This window comes from Microbacterium lacus (assembly GCF_039531105.1).
Lineage (GTDB): Bacteria > Actinomycetota > Actinomycetes > Actinomycetales > Microbacteriaceae > Microbacterium > Microbacterium lacus.
Genome location: NZ_BAAAPK010000001.1, coordinates 859201 through 877251, shown reverse-complemented (window position 1 = coordinate 877251; position 18051 = coordinate 859201). Strand labels below are relative to the sequence as shown.

Sequence of the window (18051 nt, the reverse complement as noted above, 5' to 3'; positions counted from 1 at the left end):
CGACCCTTCCGGGGTGACCCTCGTCGGGGCTTTTCGTCGCTACGGCGTGGGCACGGGCGGTGGCGGCTCCGTGGGCGTCGGAGTGGGTGTGGGTGTGGGTTCCGGGGTCGGCTGGGGCACCGGATCGGGTGCCGGCGCGGGATCGGGTGCTGGTGCCGGATCGGGTACCGTCACCGGCGGTGTGACGGGCTCGACGACGCCCTCGGCGCGTTTCTGGTCTTCTCTGAGCGCCGTGACCGCGGCCGCGTAGGCGAGCAGTTCGGCGTCTCCGGATCCGCCGGCATTCTGCGCGGCCGGCACGGCGACGGATGCTGCGACCACCGCATCGCGGAACCTCTGCTGTGCCCGCCGATTCTCCTCGACGATGACGAGTGCCGCGTCGGGCACTGCGACCCCGAGCGCGACCTGCGCTGCTCGCAGCGCTTCGCTCTTTTTCTGCACCGAAGCCTGCGCCGCGGTGAGCGCGCGGACCGCGGCAGCGACCGAAGCGAGGTGCTCTTGGGCGCGGCCGGTGGCGTCTGTGATCTGTTCGATATCGGTTTCGTCGATGTCTGCCCGCACGTACGCCTCCGGGATGCCGGTCGGGCCGCCCCGGTCGAGTTCGTCGGTGAGCGCGGTCAATGCGGCGTTCGCCTCATCGAGCGGAGCCTGCGGCACCATCCCCGCGACCGCCGCGAATGCAGATGCCGCGCTCGACGCGGCGATGTTCGCCGCGTCGACGGTCTCCGTGTAGTCGTCGACGGCCGCATCGAGGAGCGTCTGAGGTTCGGTCGCCGCGTTCTCCGCCTCTTCCCACAGCGCGATCGCGGTCGCGAGCTGCGCCGCCGCGAGGTTGCTCGCCGCCACTCTCTGCGCGACGAGGGCCGATGCGCCGACCACTCCGGCGAGCAGGACGATCGCGGCGACCGCCGCCCATCTCGCCTTCGTGCTCGACGTCCGAAGCCTGCGCTTCTCTGTGACGGGTCTGCCGAAGACACCCCGGGTCGCCGCCCCCCGGGCTCCCGGTTCCGACACCGGCGCGACCGGATCCTCCCCCTCCGGCATCCCCGCCTCGGGCGCGACCGGATCCCGCGTCCCCGCCGCGGACACCGAGACCGGCGCGACCGGATCCTCCCCCTCCGGCATCCCCGCCTCGGACACGACCGGGCGCCGCACCACCTCCGCGGGCACGGTCGGATCCCCCGCCGATTCCTCCGGCGATGACGGCACCGCCACCCCCGACAACAGGGTGGTCGGCACGTCGGCGTCCCGCACCATGCCATCCGGCACGTCCGGTTCCAGGGCCGAAGTCTCCGCCATCGCCTCGGGCATGGCCGGGACCGCGTCACGCGGTGCGGGCACCGCCGCCGGATCCCACGCGAACTGCGGCAAGTCCTCTGCACCGTCGCCGAATCGGTCCGATGACGGCTCCGGCGCCGAGCCCCACGCCGAGACCGGCTCCGGCAATGGTTCGGCCGTCGCTCGCGACGGCTGCTCTTCCGTCGAATCCGCATCGACCCTGGCTGCGGCGCCGCCGAACAACGCCGCCAGGCTCGCCCGGCGGGCCTCCGAGTCGGCGTCCCTCGCCTCACCCGAATCCGCGTCCTCGTCGAGACCGCCGAAGAGCGCCGCGAGGTCGTCCGCGCGCGCGGCATCGCCGTCGAACCGGGCGTCGTCGCGCTGCGGTCCGCCGTGGTGCGAGTCGGGCGGTTCGGGTGCTGTCACGCGTATTGCCTTGCTCCACGGGTCGGAGCGGCGCCAGCCTACACCGCAGCTCGATCCCGCACCCCTCAGTCACGACGTGAGCGGATGAGATGGTGTTTACCCACCCCGCACCGCCCACCCGCGCCGCCCACCCGCACTGCCCACCCGCGCCGCCCGCCCGGCCGTCTACCCCGCCCCGCACCGCCCGCCGCGCGCCGTTCACCCCGGGCCGTTCACCCCGCCGACTGACACCGCCCGCCGTAAAACCACCCGACGACTCAGGCCGCCCGCCACCCCGTGCGACCGCCGGACGGTGGCGGATCCCACGCCCACCTCACCGCGGACTTCGACTGCAGCGGGATGGGCTCCCCCGCCCCACCAGGTGGCCGATGCAGAAGAAACGGTCCTTTGCCGACCCGCAGAATCCGCCATCCCGCGTTGTGCAGAAGCATGTGGTGGAACCGGCAGAGCAGGATTCCCGCGTCGATATCGGTCTTGCCGCCCGTCGCCCAGTGCTCCGAATGGTGAGCCTCGCAATACGACGCGGTGACGCGGCATCCGGGCCACACACACCCTCCGTCGCGCACGGCGAGCGCGAGCTTCTGCCGCGGAGTGAACAGCCGCTGCTCGCGGCCCACATCGAGCGGGTTGCCGCACGAGTCGACGGTGACCTCGACGGCGCCCACCTCGCACAGCGCTCGGTCGATCACCGAGCCCGCCAGGGCGTCGCCACCGTCCTCGAGATGACCGGTCGCGAGCATGCGTCCGAGCGCATCACGCGGCCCGATGGCATCTTTCACGACGACCATGCGGACGCCCGGCCGGCGGACGCCGAAGACATCGGATGCCGACGCCAGGGCCCCGGCACGGAACACGTCCGTGATCAGGTCGTACGTCAACTGCTCGTTGGTTCGCGGATCGGCGATGAGGTCGTCGGCGGCCGCGCGCTCGGCGTCGGTCATGAACCGGGGTCCTCCGCGGCGGGGTCGCAGCGCGGACGAGATCACGGAGTTCCAGAAAGCGGCGTCCTCGTCGGCGAAGTCGATGCGTGCGTGGTGCCCGCCGTCCGCGTCGGTCCAGGTCCGCAGCGAGCGCGCCGCGAATCGCCGCGACTGTCGCTCCTCCAACCCCGCCGGATCCAGCGCGTCGCGCACCTGCCGTGCGCGCCGGGCGAGCTCTTCGACATCGATGCCGTCGGATTCTGCGACCAGCTGCGCTGCGGCGAGCGCCCAGACCTCGTCGAGCTCGCTCTGCGGCTCTCCCAACCCGCGGCGGATCGCATCGTGCTGTGCGGAGGTCAGCGACCCGGCGAGCAGAGCCCGGTCGAGACAGTCGTGCCAGCACGAATCAGCCGCCACATCCGACTCTATGTTCGATACATCCGCATTTTCGAGCAACGCCTCGCCCACCCGCACCGCGCGCACGGCATCCGCTCGCGTACCACCCGAGATCGACTGCACCAAGGAGACGGGAGTGGGATACCCGCGCACCGCCGCCGCGCCGGACTGGCCGAGCTCGCGAGTGGATCTCTCGGCGACGATCGCGGCACCGACAGCGATCAGGCGGTCGGCATCATGCTTGATGCCCGACGCGATCGAGACCAGGTCGACGACGTCATCCGTGCTCAGCACCCGGATCGCGTCGAGCAGAGCTCGCCCCTCGGCATCCGTCCCGCCACACGATTCCAGCGCGGTGACGCGCTGCTTCATGTCGCTGAGGATGCCCATGACTCATCGTTGCACCAACCGCCGACATTCATACACATGTGCGAAGACCTGTGGATAACATCCCGTGCCCGCCCGTCTGGGGAGGAGCGGCGCTTGACGCCACCACGCCCCGCCACGAGCATGGAGGCCACCGTCCGCACGCAGCAGGGGGGCTGCCATGGCAGGACCACGCACGACGGAGTCCATCGCGGCGCCTGAGCGGCCCGCGGCGCGCATCGCCTTCGGAGCGGTCGCCGTGACCCTCGGGGCGGCGGCGCTCGGCATCCTCACCCTCGTTCTCTGGGCGCAGACGGCCACGAGCGCACAGACGCCACAAACCCCGCAGCCGACCCCGACCCCGACCCCGACCCCGACCCCGACCCCGACCCCGACCCCGACCCCTACCCAGACCCCCGCCGTCCCCGAACGCCTCGGCTCCGCATGGGACACCTTCTGGACCGACTCGCTTCTCCCCTTCGCGGGCGCGCTCGCATTCGCGCTCGGGGTCGTCCTCTTGTTCTTCGTCCTGGCGCGGCTGATGGTCGAGTCGCCGATCATTCGCCGGCGCCGGTCATCGACAGCCGAGCGCGCCCTCCTCGGCTGGACCGGCTGGCTGGTCGTGATCACCGCCGCGGTCGGGGCCGTCGTGATCGGCATCCAGCTCACGATAAGCAGCACCGCGACGAACCCGCTGTGGGTCCTCCTCACACTGGCCGCGTTCGGGATGCTGGGCTCGGTCGCACTGGCGATGTGGCTCGGTGCGCGCCTGCGTCTGGACGTGAGCGTCGCGGCGGGCGGCGAGACGGCCGACAAGAAGGATGCGTCGGTCATGGACCGCGCCGATGTGATCACGCGGATCCGCGCGCTTTCAGTGCCGTCGTCACGACTCCTCGAGGTGCCGTCGGGAATGGACCTCGCCGGCGTCGCCACGGGACTCGGCGCTCTCTCGGATCACCCGCTCGCGAAGGCCGTGCAGGGCATCGTGCTCTTCGTGATCGGCGTCGTGCCGTGGAAGGTGTCGGTGACGCAGCTCTCCGCCACCGAGGCGACGGTGCAGATCGTTCGGCACGGCCGGGTCCAGGCCGAAGAGCGCCTATCGGTCGCGGCCTCTCCCTACGACGTCGCCCCCCTGCGCGCGATCACGTCACCCCCGCCTGATCCGCCGACGACGGCACCGGATGCCGCTCCGCACGGTCCCGAGACAGTCCCCTCCGCCCGCGGCGCGAAGCACAGCGCGACGCGCGGAAGCGCGAAGCCGGGAAAGAAGCGCCGCAAGAAGTCCGAGACTGCTCAGAGGGGCGCCGCGCCCGACCCGACCGTGATCCGCAGTGCGCCCGAGCCACCGGAGCCCGCGCCGACGCCGAAGCCCGCGACGCGGGATCTGCTCGCGACCGCGATCGCCGCGCGCGTGGTGGTCGCACTGCGCGACACCGAGACGTATGACGTCGATCGGGCACTGATGGGGGCGACGTCGGCCCCGAGCATCGGCCTGCGCACGATCGCGGCGACGTGGTTCCTGAACGACCGGACGGAGGCGGAGGAGATCCTGACGAAGGCGATCGAGCTCGACCCGTTCAACCGCCTCGCGCACTCCACTCAGGATTGGGTGCAGAGCCGTTCCTGCACCGACCCCGATGAGATCGACGCCTTCTGCGACCGACTGATCGCGCGGCTCCGCGATCGGCGTTCGGAGCTCGGGCTCCGCGCGGCCGCCGGCGACGCCTTCTACGCGTCGACGCTCATGACCCTCGCCGCGATGTCTCGCAACGGCGCGGCGAAGAGGCCCAACCGGGCTCGACTCGACACCGCGAGCAGCCTCCTCTCCGACTGGATGTCGCTGGCCGAGCGTTCGTCGACGAACCGGGTGCGCCGGGCGCGGGCCGAGATCGACCTGCTGGCCCTCGATGCTGCCCGCGGACGCGCGCGCCCGCACGGACGCTTTCTCGCGGATCCGGCCGTCGCGGTGACTCCGTCCCTGGGCTACTCGCTGGGCTGCTACCTCGTGCGGTGGGCCGACGTGCCGTTCGCCGACGCCGATGCACGCCGGCTCCTGGCCGCCGGCATCCGCGATCCGCAGCAGCGGGATTTCGCGCGGACGGACCCCGAACTCACGACCGCGCGCGACCACGCGGGATTCGAGGCATGGCTCGCGAGGTAGAACCCCGAGGGCTCACCGCCCGTAGTAGTACTCCACCGCATCGCGCGAGCCGACGACGAGCAGCGCGTACAGCGCGATCGGAACGATCACGGCGACGCACGCCAGCGTCAGAATCAGCCGTCGGAGCACGAGGGGGGCAGGCTTCCGGTGTTGCGAGGTCCGGCCGGGGCCGGGTCGGCGGGGGAACCGACAGGACGAGCCTACGTACCCGGCCGCCGCGTGACCAATCGAGCCACCAGCCCCTCGAATCGAGCCACCAGCCCCTCGAAGCAAACTCGAAACAACGCTCTCCTACGATTGACGGATGCTGCCTGACGACGAGACCGCCCCCGTAGACGGCCCGCCCGCCACGCGGCGCGAGCGCCGCACCCCCGCAGCCGACACCGAGAGCACACGCGAGACCGCGAAGACTCAGACCCTCGACGACCTCATCGCCCCCGAAAACGCCGAACCCGACAAGCCCAAGCGCCGACGCCGGATCTGGCCGTGGGTGCTCGGCATCCTGCTCGCTCTCATCCTCATCGTCGCGGTCGCCGGAGTCTTCGCGGTGATCTTCTTCGGGCAGGCCTCCGACGCCCGCGCCGCGCTGAACGACGCGAAGAAGCAACTCGCCACGCTCAGCACGCAGCTCAAGGACGGCGACGAGGCCGCGGTCGCCGCGACCGCGCAGCAGATCACGGCGAGCACGACCGAGGCCGCCGACATCGTCGACGGCCCCCTGTGGGACGTCGCGGCACGCGTGCCGTTCGTCGGGCAGAACGTGGATGCCGTGCAGCGGGTGACCCGCGCGGTCGACACGCTCGTGCAGCAGGCTCTTCCGCCGGGCATGCAGGTCATGACCGCGATGGACTTCGACAAGATCACGGTCGAGGGCGGCGGCATCAACCTCGAGCCGTTCCGGCAGGCACAGGGAGCGCTGCCCGCGATCTCCGAGGCGTTCACGGCGGCCGAGGCTCAGGTCGCGCCGATCGACCGCAGCCAGCTGTTGCCGATCGTGGCCGAGCCGATCGACGACATCCTCTCGATCATCCAGCAGGCGGCGCCGACCCTCGACGTCGTGAACCGGTACATGCCGACCCTGCTCGACATGGCGGGTTCCGGCGGCACGAAGACCTACCTCGTGATCTTCCAGAACAACGCCGAGATTCGCGCGACCGGGGGCAACCCGGCCGCGAGCATGATCCTCACGGTGACCGACGGCCGGCTGGGCTTCGCGGACCAGGCCAGTTCGCAGACGTTCTACGACGCGGGCACGGCCGGCAACGTCTACTCGTCGATCCCCGAGGAGACGACCGGCCTCTACCTGTCGGGCTTCACGCGGTATTCGCAGGACTACACGATGACCCCCGACTTCCCGACGACGGCGCAGCTGTTCCAGGATCTGTGGCGGCAGACTTCGGGCGCGCAGTTCGACGGCGTGATCTCGATCGACCCGACTGTGCTCTCGCACATGCTCGAGGTCGCCGGCCCCGTGACCCTCGCCTCGGGCGAGCAGATCACCGCCGAGAACGCGGTGAAGGTGCTGCTGAGCGACGCGTACGAGCGCTTCCCGAACGGCCGCGATTCGGACGCGTTCTTCGCCGACGTCTCGCAGAGCGTGTTCGCCCACCTGACGAGCTCGAGCTGGGACCCGATCGCGATGCTCGGCGCACTCGAAACCTCGGCGAAGGAGCAGCGGGTCAACCTCTCGTTCACGAATCCCGACGCGCAGGCACTGAGCACCGAGCTCGGCGTCGACGGCGCTCTGCCTGCCGACTCGACGACGAAAACGCAGGTCGGCATGTACCTGAACAACTCGTCGGTGAGCAAGCTCGAGTACCACTTGACGCAGACGGTGGCTGCGACCTGCGACGCGAACGCACGCACGGTCACCACGACCCTGACTCTGCACAACGGGATCACCGATGACATCCAGAGCCCCTACACGCTCGGCGCCAGAAACGGGCGCTTCGGCATCCCGGACACGACGATGATGCTCGACGTGCTGACCTTCGCCCCTCCCGGCGCGTCGATCGTGAACACGGTTCCGGCGGTCGGCGAAGTCGGCGACTGGGAGCGCACCGGTGTCGAGAAGGGCAACACCGCGGTCAGCCACACGGTGTTCGTACCGAAGGACGAGACGGTCACGGTGTCCTCGACGGTCGCATTCCCCGAGGGCCCGCTTGGCCCCCTTGTCGTGCGCCACACGCCGACCGCTCAGGCGACCCCGGTGACGATCGACGCGTCCTGCCAGGCGATGTTCGGCTCGGCCGTCGGCTGAGCGCGACGCAGCGACGAAACACGACATCTTCCCGTCACACACCGTCGCTAGAGTGAGCGAGGCTCCTCGCCTCGCCGAACTGCGCCCCCAGCGCCCTCCCCCGTGACAGGTCCATGATCGAGATCTTCGCCGTCTGCACCGGCAACATCTGCCGCTCCCCTCTCGCGGCGCAGCTGCTGCGCGCGCGTCTGGCCGACTATCCCGTGGTGGTCGAGAGCGCGGGAACCCGAGGGCGGCCGGCGGCGATGACGCCCGACGCGAAGCGTCTCGCCGAGATGCACGGCGCCCTGCCGGGCGATGCCGAAGAGCATCGGGCGCGCTACTTGACCGAGCGGATGCTGGCCTCTCAGGATCTGATTCTCGGCATGGCACGCGAGCATCGGCGGGCGATCGCCGAGCTCGTGCCGGCGAAGGTGCAGGTGACGTTCACGGTGCGCGAGCTCGCGCGTCTCGCGCAGGCGGCCGACCCGCTCGACCTCGAGGCGGCGGCCCAAGGTCCCGATGCGAAGACGCGGCTGCGCGGCATACTCCGTCATCTGTCCAGCCTGCGCGGCCGGGTGACGCCGCCGCGGGACGCCGCGGAGGACGATGTCGTCGACCCGTTCGGCCGCTCGTGGAACACCTACCAGCTGTCTGCGGCACAGCTGGTTCCGGCCGTCGACGAAGTCGCTCGGGTGGTCGAACTCGCCCGACCCGGCCGCTGAATTCCGCCGAGACGCAGCGCCGCACGAGCGCAGAAAGCCACCTGCCGGCCATGCCCGCGAAAAGCGGACGAAACACAGACATGGCACCATAGATGGCGACGAGGGTGTCGAACGTCCCCCAACCACACCCCTCGGAAGGCTCCACATGGAACTCAGCGACTACATCCGAGTCCTGCGCAAGAGCTGGCTGATCATCGTCGCCGCGGCTCTCGTCGGCGTCGCCGCGGCCGCCGCGTACTCGCTCACGCGCACCCCGATCTACTCGTCCGAGAGCCAGGTGTTCGTCTCTACGCAGGGCGCCGGCACGATCGGCGAGCTGCAGCAGGGCAACACGTTCTCACAGGCGCGCGTGACGACGTACACGAACCTCGCGACCACCCCGCTCGTCCTGCAGCCGGTGATCGACGAGCTCGGTCTCGACCTCACGCCCGCCGAACTGGCTAACCAGGTCAGCGCGTCGAACGCGGTGAACACGACGATCATCTCGATCGCCGCGAAGGATGCCGACCCCGCTCTCGCTGCCGAGATCGCCAATGCCGTGAGCACCAGTCTCACCACGACGGTCGAGCAGATCGAGACGCCCGCCGGCACCGACGTCAGCCCGGTCCGCCTCACCTCGGTCACCGAAGCACAGCCCGGCCTCTCACCCGTCAGCCCCAATGTTCCGATGAACCTCGTGCTCGGTGGCCTGATCGGCCTCGCACTCGGCATCGGCATCGCCGTGCTGCGCGAGGTGCTCGACACCCGTGTGCGCACCCAGCGCGACGTCGCGTCGGTCACCGACCGTCCGCTCATCGGCGCGATCCCGTTCGACCCCCGCGCGAAGGATCGGGCGCTCATCGTGCACGATGACCCGCTGAGCCCGCGCTCCGAGGCGTTCCGGGCCCTGCGCACCAACCTGCAGTTCCTCGACATGGACGGCGGCCACAGCTTCGTCATCACGAGCAGCCTTCCCTCCGAGGGCAAGTCGACGACGGCGCTCAACCTCGCGCTCGCGCTGGCGGATGCCGGCAAGAACGTCGCCCTGCTGGATGCCGACCTGCGCAAGCCGAAGGTCGCCGAGTACCTCGGTATCGAGGGCGGCGCCGGTCTCACCGACGTGCTCATCGGACGCGCCAAGGTCGAGGACGTCATGCAGGGCTGGGGCGACCGCAGCCTCTACGTGCTGCCCTCGGGACGCATTCCCCCGAACCCCAGCGAGCTACTCGGGTCGCAGCACATGCAGACCCTGCTCGCCGATCTCGAGCGCGCCTTCGACATCGTCATCTGCGACGCACCGCCCCTCCTGCCGGTGACGGATGCCGCGATCCTCGCGAAGCAGACCAGCGGCGCGATCGTGATCGTCTCGACCGGACGCACCACGACCCACCAGCTGAGCTCCGCGATCGACGCGCTCGACACCGTCGGCGCGCGCGTGGCCGGTCTCGTGATGACGATGACGCCGACCAAGGGTCCGGATTCGTACGGATACGGCTACGGCTACGGATACGGGTACGTTCAGGAGCCCCTGCCCCGGGCGCGTGGCCGCAAGGCTCGCCGCGCCGAGGCCGAGGCCGCCGCGGAGGCCGCGCGTCTGGCCACCGCCGCTCCGCGCGTACAGCCGGCGCAGTTGCGCGCACGCCCCGAGGCACCGTTCGCGCAGGCTTCGGCCGAGCCGACGTCGGTCGAGTAGATCGCACCTGTCCCTCACCACCGACACCCCGGTGGTCCGATCGACAGTCCCGCTGGAAGGTCCCCCGTGTCGCCCAGAACGCGATCGCAGAAGGCGCGCGCCCGGTATCGCCTGACCACGCCCGGTTGGGCGATCGCGGGGCTCGTCGCGCTCGCGGCGGGCACCGTCGCCCTCACGGTCGCGGCCGTCGCGCACGGCAACCCCGACGAGGCGGATGCCGCATCCCCCGTGCCCGCTACTACCGCGACTCCGACCGGCACGCCGTCGCCGACCGCCTCGCCGACCCCGCCTACGCTTACGCTGGCCCCGCTCGCGCGGGCAGACGAGCGCTTCCTGATGATCGACGCATCGGGCACGGCCTGGCGCGGCGTCGCCGGCTCCTGCGCAGCCGGTACCGCGCCGCAGGTCGAGCGCTCGGCCGACGGCGGCTCCACCTGGGCCGACGTCACGCCGGCGTATCTCGGCATCCGCCAGATCGCCGGCATCCTGCCGCTGACCGCGGGCGAGGCGCAGCTGGTTGCCGCGACGGACGCCGCGTGCACCACGCTGGGTCTGCGGACATACACGCAGGGTGTCTTCTGGGAGCCGTATCCCGAGGTTCTGACCGGCGCGACCTATCTGCCGATTGCCGACCCCGTCGCCCTCGTGACGCCCATCGGCGCTCCCCCGGCGCCGTGCGCGGAGCCGACCTCGCTCTCCGTCTCGGGGTCATACGCCGCCCTTCTCTGCGACCAGCAGCCGTACGTCTGGAGCGCCGAGCTCGGTGAGTCATGGGCCGGGGTCGCTGCCGCCTCGCCGGCGCGCGCGGTGCTCGTCTCCAACGACACCCTCACGATCGCACGGGCGAGTGCCGAGTGCTCAGGGCTCGCGATCAGCTCGACGGCCGCATCCGACCGCTCCACCTTCACGACGTCGTGCCAGCCCGATCTCGACGCGTCTGCGCCGGCCGTGCTCGCCGCCGACCCGCGAGGAGTGGTGTCGCTGTGGAGCGGGGACACCCTGGTCACTTTCTGATAACCACCCGCACATCGCGTGTCGTTTCGCGACGTTCCGTTCACATTCCCGACACACACCCCGGGTAGGGTTGTTTCTAAGGGAGCCGACTGCCCCCAAAGCTCCGATGGTGTGAGCAGAGGGATTTACACACCGAGGAGGAGTGACTTGACGGCCGGAGCGACTATTCGCCCCGCGGTCTCGACAACGGCGACGAGCTCTCGCACCTTCGACTGGCGTCGGCAGTATGCCCGCCAGGTAGCCATCACTGACCTGATCGTTCTGATCTGGGCGGTCTTCGGCACGCAGCTGGTGTGGTTCGGGCTCGGCAGCGCCGAGGTGTCGATCCGCGAGGATTCACGACTCAGCGACATCAGCTATTGGACCTTCTCGACGGGCCTCATCGCGGTCTGGATGATCCTGCTGGCGACCTTCGACACCCGCGGCTATCGCGTGATAGGCGCCGGTTCGATCGAGTACAAGCGCATCTTCGAACTCAGCGTGCGCCTCTTCGGGGCCATCGCGATCCTCGCGTTCCTCCTCCGCGTCGATGTCGCCCGTGGCTACCTCCTGATCTCGTTCCCGCTCGGGGTCGCCGCGCTCTGCGTCAGCCGGTGGCTGTGGCGCAAGTGGCTCATCGCCAAGCGCGCGAACGGCGAATGGGTTGCTCGAGTCCTCCTCGTCGGCTCGGAGCAGTCGGTCGCGACGATCGCTCGCGAACTCGCCCGTAGCTCGGGTGCCGGCTATCACGTGGTCGGTGCGTGTGTGCCTTCGGGCCGCATCGCCGACACGATCGAGGGCACCGACATCCCGGTCATGGGCAGCGTCGATGCGGTCGATCGCGCCATGCGCGCCTGTGGTGCCGACACTGTCGCGGTGACCAGCACCGACGACCTGCCCGCCGACAAGGTGAAGCAGATCAGCTGGAACCTGCAGCCGGGTCGCCAGCACCTCGTTCTCACCCCGAGCATCGTCGACATCGCCGGCCCTCGGCTCATGACGCGTCCGGTCGCCGGTCTCCCTCTCATCCACGTGGAGACACCGCGATTCACCCTCGGTCAGCGGATCGTCAAGCGCACGGTGGACCTCGTTCTCTCGGGAATCGGCATCGTCCTCCTCTCTCCCGTTCTGCTCGTACTCGCCCTGCTTGTGCGAGCCGACTCCCCCGGTCCGGTGCTGTTCCGCCAGACGCGCGTGGGTCTGCGCGGCGAGACCTTCACGATGCTGAAGTACCGCTCGATGGTCATCGACGCCGAGGCACGTCTGCAGGCGCTGCGTGATCAGGCTCGGGATGCCGGCAACGACGTCATGTTCAAGATGAAGGACGACCCGCGCATCACGCGGATCGGCGGATTCATGCGCCGATTCAGCCTCGACGAACTGCCCCAGCTGTTCAACGTCTTCGGCGGCAGCATGTCCCTCATCGGCCCCCGCCCGCCGCTCGTGCACGAGGTCGAACTGTATGACCCGCACGTGCACCGCCGCTTCCTCGCCAAGCCCGGCATCACCGGCCTCTGGCAGGTGAGCGGCCGCAGCAACCTGTCGTGGGACGACACGGTGCGCCTCGACCTCTACTACGTCGAGAACTGGTCACTGACCGGCGACGTCGTCATCCTGGCGAAGACCGTCAAGGCCGTCCTGGCTAGCGACGGGGCGTTCTAAGCCTCGGCGACTTTGCACGTCGGCTCGTCCAAGGGAAAAGGGACGTCGCTGACAATCGCTCTTCGGGCGATGCTTGGCAGCCGATGGTCTTACTCTCCCACTGCGCGAATCTCGGGCGCCATGCCTTTCTCGACGATTCTGCACCTGGTTCGTCTCGCCCGAGAGCGCGCATTTCGGCGCCGCGGGTGACGTTTGAGTTGGTTCAGCCCCCTTGAGGTGCGGCTAGATTCCGGAGAGCCCGGGCCAAGAACTGCTCCGCGCTGATTCCAATTCTGTTCGCGGCGACGACCATGACTATCGCCGCAGCAGTGCTCACTGTGTTCTTCGCGCTGGCATCAGTCGCGCGCGCCTCCGCGCGCTCGGCACGTCATTTGCCTCGCTCCAAAGGACGCTGAGCGCCGACTCGACCTCTGTCGCGAACGGCCGACATTAGGACTCCTAGCTACGCCGACACCGCTCGCCCGCCAGCGCGAGCGGGATCCCCACTCAACACGAATTCGAGGTATCGACCACACGAGGTTCGGGATGGCTTCATCGTCTTCCATGAGTAGAGGCAAGCCGCCGGAAGCGTTGTACAGGAGTCGCCGGCTTCGAGCGAATACATCCGTCCGGGCACGAGGCGGATATCCGAATCTGTCCCCCTAAAGGAGGACAGTCGTGTTCACGGGCGCGAAACTTCGCCGTGTGAGGATTGTGGACATGCCTACCGGAGCCGCAGTCGGTCAGATCGCTCCCGAGGGTGCGAAGAAGTCATTCTTCCGCCCCGATATTCAGGGACTCAGGACGGTCGCCGTCGTCGCGGTGATCCTCGACCACCTCTTCGGGTGGCCCGTCGGCGGGTTCGTCGGCGTCGACGTTTTCTTCGTCATCAGCGGATTTCTGATCACCGGCCTACTGCTCCGCGAGCACGACAAAACGGGGACCATCTCCTTTGGCGGCTTCTACATCCGCCGGGTCAAGCGCATCATGCCCGCCGCGCTGCTCGTGATCATCGTCACGGTCGGCGCCGGCTACCTGTTCTTCAACTCCCTTCGCGCCGCTCAGACGCTGTGGGACGGGATCTGGGCGACGCTCTTCGCCGCCAACTGGCACTACGCCATCCAGGGCACCGACTACTTCAACGCCGGCTCCGCAATCTCACCCCTGCAGCACTACTGGTCGCTCGCGGTCGAGGAGCAGTTCTACTTCATCTGGCCCTGGCTGATGCTGCTCATCTTCTGGATCGTCGGCAAGCGTCGCAGCTCCGACGTCCTCCTCGCGCACCGCGCAGTCGGCATCGCGATGGCCGTCATTGTCGTGGGATCCTTTGCCTGGGCCCTCTACGAGACCTCCACTAATCCGACCTGGGCCTACTTCTCCCTGTTCACCCGAGCGTGGGAACTCGGAATCGGCGCTCTCCTCGCCGTCATCGCCGGTTCGCTGGCGCGCATCCCATCTCTTGCACGCCCCTTTCTGGGATGGATCGGACTCGTCGGCATCGCCGCCTCGCTCTTCGTCGTAAACGACGCGAACGGCGGATTCCCCGCTCCATGGGCGGCGCTTCCCGTGCTGTCGACCGCGCTCGTCATCGCCGCAGGAACCGGCGGTAAGCAGCGTTACCTCTGGCCGATCATGAACCCCGTCACCTCGTGGATCGGCGACATCTCGTACAGCCTGTACATCTGGCACTTCCCCCTGATCATCTTCGGCATCGCACTCTTCGGCGATGACCCTCTCGTGCTCGGGTCCATTTTCGTTCTCACGTTCGCGGTGGCGTGGGTGTCCTACGTACTCGTCGAGGATCCCCTTCGCCGCGCTCGGTGGTATGGCGGCCGCAGTGCCCACCGCCGATCCAAGAAGCGCCTCTTCCCCGACGGCGTCTGGACGCGCCAGGAAGGCATCATCGGCGTCGGCGCACTGGCCGTCATCGTCGCCATCATGAGTGCCACTGCGTTCGTGAGCGTCGAGCCTCCCGCCTCCGCTTCGTCGTACAAACGCGACACCACCGAGAGCCCGACCCCGACGGCGGACGCCGCATCCACAACCCCCGAGCTCGATGCCCTACAAGGCGAGATCTCTGCGGCTCTCAACACCGTGACGTGGCCGACCAATCTGACGCCCACTATGGATGACGCGATCGCAGAGGACCAGGCACCGGCCGACATCTACGGGTGCGGTTTCGTCAATCGTGACGAAGCGGGGTGCACCTGGGGTGATCCGAATGCGGCTCACTCAATCGTCCTCGTCGGCAACTCGATCAGCATGACCTATGTGCAAGCTATCCGTTCCGCTATCGGAACCGACACAGGATGGCGAATAGTTTCCTGGGGCATGTTCGGGTGCCCGTTCACCGACTGGGCGGTGGACAACATCAATGAGGACAGGCAACGGCCGAGTGGCTGCGACGACCGACATAACCAGGCGGTAGATGCCATTAACTCGATGGCGCCCGACGTCGTCGTCGTAAGCGGTCTCTTGAGCGAAGAGGGAGCACGCGCCCAGCTCAGCAAGATCACGACGTCCCCACGAATCCTTTTCACTCCAGGGCCCCCGACGACCGAGAACCCTCAGGACTGCTACACACCAACGAGCACGCCGACGGCCTGCGTAAGCACTGTTCCTGCCGACTGGGCGGCGACTGAGCGGAAGCTTGAAGACGTCGGCACCTTGGTCGACACTCGTCCGTGGTTCTGTGCCTTCGGCAAGTGCCCCCCGTTCGTTGGCACGATCCCAATGAAGATCGACAGCGGGCATATGACCGCGGAGTACGCCGATCGGATTGCGCCGGTCATTCGTGAGTACCTGACGGCTGCCGGAATCGGCTTCCCGCAAGCGCCCTAGAACGAACAAGGTGCCCCCTCCCACCCGAAGATGGAAGGGGGCGCTCTTGTCTCAGACCGCTGACTCGAGGATCCCGGCGACCTGTCCGGCGACGGAATCCGCTGAAGCGACAACGCACATCTCAGTATCCGTTGCCGTATCCCTAGCCGAGCGAATAGAACGCTATTAGATTCCGTTCGTGAGTCTCGTCAGAAAACTCTCGACCGTATCGCGCGAGTGCCGTTGCTCTCATCTCGTTCATCGCGGTAGGCGAACGAAGAATTGAAACGATGGCATGGGCGAGCGCATCTGGATCGTCGACCTCTACGACAAGACCCGTGCCGTCGGCTAGGCCCGGCATACCCCCCACATTGGTCACGACCATAGGGACGCCCCGGCCCATTGCTTCGATAAGGAACATGGGCTGCCCCTCGGCCCTCGATGGCAAGACGGCACAAGCCGCGCCATTAAGAAATCGTCCGACCTCACTCGAGGGCACAGCGCCCGCATGATGAGCGTTAACGGTTCGTGCCAGCGATTCGGGTAGGTCGGCATCGACCGGTCCGAGGAGCACAAGTTCGGCGTCAGGAATTGCCTTTACTACCGACGGCCAAGCGGCCACAAGAACATCAATTCCCTTTCGAAATCCGAGTCGACCTGCGAAGACAACTCGTGGGCGAGCGGCGTCATTCCCCACCACGCTCGTGCCGCGATCCCAACTGCGAACCGGACCAGGATTCGGCAGAACAACAACTGGCACCTCGGGCGCAAGGCGTTGAGCTTCTTGCAGAGACGCGTTGTTTAGGACTCCGATTGCACTCAACCGTCGCAGGACGAACGCATACACCTTCGACCAGAATCGCGATTGCGCGGTCCCCACAAAGCTGGATCCGTGGATGGTCGCAAAGACCTTGCGGCGTCGCGCCTCGCGAACAGCGATCATCCCCTCCCGGATGAAGGACCCCTTCTGGCTCAGGTGACAATGAATCGCGACTGTAGAAGGCAACGCGCGGCATGCGCGTAGAGCTGCGACGAAAATTCGGGCTTGATCAATGAGCCCGACCCGGGCGGATGATGCGACAACACTCGTCGATAATCCGGTCCAGTCACGTTGGTCGTAAGTCTGCAGGACCGTTTCCATGCCCCCAACCTGAGCCACGCTCGGGCCGACATGTACAACTCGTGCTAGTGGGGCTTTTTCACTCACGACGATCCTCCCGATTATCATCCGTCTTTCCTATGTTTCGTGAGGTGACGACTACTGCAACCCACCAGAAGACAGCCTGTATCGCGCCGCCGACAGCGGCACCGAGGATTGCGCCACTCGCCCCTTGCAGGTAGGCACCGAGGATCACGAGTCCGAGTACGAATGGAACCGTGCCAATCCGCAATCGGAGACTCAGCTTCGCCGCTTCCATTGCTCGAAGCCCAGCGGTCGCCCCATACGAAATATTGCTTACCGCTAACTGCAGGAGAAGAAGCGGGACAAGAGCAATCCCAGCACTCCATGTGTCTCCCAACAGGAATTCCCCCCAGCTGGGAGGCAAGACCGTCAATATAGCCCCATAGAGAAGGGTGCTGAGTAGAAGCATCAATGAGATCAGCACTGATGTCTTGAGGAGCGGCCCACGATGCGACTTCTTGGCGCGCCGGGAGAGCGCCGGCAGAGCGACTACTGCTACGCCCATCGTCAGCATGCTCAGAGGGCCGAGGATGACCTGCCCGCCTCTGATCGCGCCAGCGGCTGCTAGGCCAGCGAAGATCACTGACACATAGACGACGCTCTGCTGGACGCCGGACACGGCCAGGTACTCACCGAAGAATCGAAATGACAATCCTTGGTGAGCACGGACCCATGACTGTGCTTGCAAAACAGACGGATAGGTCCGTCGCAGCACGAAGAACACTATCGCCGCTGCGAGAGCCCCCAATGCCCAGGTGACTACTACGGCGATCACACTCGAACCACCGGCGAGGACGACCAGGCCGTACAGCGCCAGCTGACCCGCCAGCCATGTTGAGTCCAAGATCACAGCGACGTTCGCCCGGCCTCTCGCGAACTCCCAGTAACGAGCGCCATCGGCAACCATCAATATCGGGAACGCGGCACCCATCACGACGAAGATCTGCCAGTACGGTCCCGCAAACAGTGCTGCCACGAGGTTGACGAGGAGGCCAATGGCACCAAGGAGGATCGACGACCCCAGCATCCCTCTGAGCGGAGTCGCGTCCTCGTTCTCGGCTGACGCCCGTATCAGCGTGGGCTCACCGATGAATGCGCGCGACGAACCAAGGCCGAATTGATAGATCGTGAATGCAATCGCGAAGGCGCCGAATGCGTCCGGGCCAGCCACCCGCGCTGCCAGGATTGACAGCAATAGGTTTGAGACGCTCGAGATGCCCTGGTCGACAGA

Annotated in this window: 11 protein-coding genes; 7 read left to right on the top strand and 4 right to left on the bottom strand. The window is 67.6% G+C overall.

Annotated features, from left to right (window positions below; genetic code table 11):
• Window positions 1-39 precede the first annotated feature (39 nt).
• Both ABD197_RS04155 and ABD197_RS04150 read right to left on the bottom strand, forming a co-directional pair.
• Entirely contained in the window at window positions 40-1704 is a 1665-nt protein-coding gene (locus ABD197_RS04155; RefSeq protein WP_344051896.1) for a hypothetical protein, read from the bottom strand.
• 257 nt (window positions 1705-1961) lie between these two features.
• The gene (locus ABD197_RS04150) at window positions 1962-3410 is read right to left on the bottom strand and encodes an HNH endonuclease signature motif containing protein (protein ID WP_344051894.1); all 1449 of its coding nucleotides are present in this window, start codon (window positions 3408-3410) and stop codon (window positions 1962-1964) included.
• Window positions 3411-3567: 157 nt separating this feature from the next.
• Between ABD197_RS04150 and ABD197_RS04145 the strand changes: the two genes are divergently transcribed.
• From ABD197_RS04145 to ABD197_RS04115, 7 genes are all read left to right on the top strand, one after another.
• Window positions 3568-5547: an ABC transporter permease gene (locus ABD197_RS04145; protein WP_344051892.1), complete on the top strand. Its 1980-nt coding sequence runs from the start codon at window positions 3568-3570 to the stop codon at window positions 5545-5547.
• Between the two features lie 304 nt (window positions 5548-5851).
• A complete protein-coding gene (locus ABD197_RS04140) occupies window positions 5852-7807 on the top strand; it encodes a DUF4012 domain-containing protein (RefSeq protein WP_344051890.1) in 1956 nt (651 codons plus the stop codon).
• Between the two features lie 113 nt (window positions 7808-7920).
• Window positions 7921-8511, top strand: coding sequence for an arsenate reductase/protein-tyrosine-phosphatase family protein (locus ABD197_RS04135; protein WP_344051888.1), 591 nt, complete (start codon window positions 7921-7923; stop codon window positions 8509-8511).
• 145 nt (window positions 8512-8656) lie between these two features.
• Complete coding sequence (locus tag ABD197_RS04130; protein ID WP_344051885.1) at window positions 8657-10183, top strand: tyrosine-protein kinase domain-containing protein; 1527 nt, start codon at window positions 8657-8659, stop codon at window positions 10181-10183.
• A gap of 66 nt (window positions 10184-10249) precedes the next feature.
• A complete protein-coding gene (locus ABD197_RS04125) occupies window positions 10250-11197 on the top strand; it encodes a hypothetical protein (protein WP_344051883.1) in 948 nt (315 codons plus the stop codon).
• A 147-nt stretch (window positions 11198-11344) separates the two neighbouring features.
• Window positions 11345-12838, top strand: coding sequence for a sugar transferase (locus ABD197_RS04120; protein WP_425560998.1), 1494 nt, complete (start codon window positions 11345-11347; stop codon window positions 12836-12838).
• A gap of 699 nt (window positions 12839-13537) precedes the next feature.
• On the top strand, window positions 13538-15658 hold the full coding sequence (locus tag ABD197_RS04115) for an acyltransferase family protein (protein WP_344051881.1): 2121 nt from the start codon (window positions 13538-13540) through the stop codon (window positions 15656-15658).
• Window positions 15659-15800: 142 nt separating this feature from the next.
• On the opposite strand, the gene ABD197_RS04110 is transcribed toward ABD197_RS04115, so the two are convergent.
• On the bottom strand, window positions 15801-16778 hold the full coding sequence (locus ABD197_RS04110) for a glycosyltransferase family 4 protein (protein ID WP_344051878.1): 978 nt from the start codon (window positions 16776-16778) through the stop codon (window positions 15801-15803).
• Window positions 16779-16836: 58 nt separating this feature from the next.
• Window positions 16837-17991 carry an MATE family efflux transporter gene (locus ABD197_RS04105; protein WP_344051876.1) on the bottom strand — a complete coding sequence of 385 codons (1155 nt, stop codon included), beginning with the start codon at window positions 17989-17991 and terminating at the stop codon, window positions 16837-16839.
• Between the last annotated feature and the right edge of the window lie 60 nt (window positions 17992-18051).

Excerpts from the sequence above, each read along its gene's own strand:
- ABD197_RS04150 (WP_344051894.1), bottom strand. The coding sequence starts at position 3,410 with ATGGGCATCCTCAGCGACATGAAGCAGCGCGTCACCGCGCTGGAATCG.
- ABD197_RS04145 (WP_344051892.1), top strand. The coding sequence starts at position 3,568 with ATGGCAGGACCACGCACGACGGAGTCCATCGCGGCGCCTGAGCGGCCC.
- ABD197_RS04140 (WP_344051890.1), top strand. The coding sequence starts at position 5,852 with ATGCTGCCTGACGACGAGACCGCCCCCGTAGACGGCCCGCCCGCCACG.
- ABD197_RS04135 (WP_344051888.1), top strand. The coding sequence starts at position 7,921 with ATGATCGAGATCTTCGCCGTCTGCACCGGCAACATCTGCCGCTCCCCT.
- ABD197_RS04130 (WP_344051885.1), top strand. The coding sequence starts at position 8,657 with ATGGAACTCAGCGACTACATCCGAGTCCTGCGCAAGAGCTGGCTGATC.
- ABD197_RS04115 (WP_344051881.1), top strand. The coding sequence starts at position 13,538 with ATGCCTACCGGAGCCGCAGTCGGTCAGATCGCTCCCGAGGGTGCGAAG.
- ABD197_RS04110 (WP_344051878.1), bottom strand. The coding sequence starts at position 16,778 with ATGGAAACGGTCCTGCAGACTTACGACCAACGTGACTGGACCGGATTA.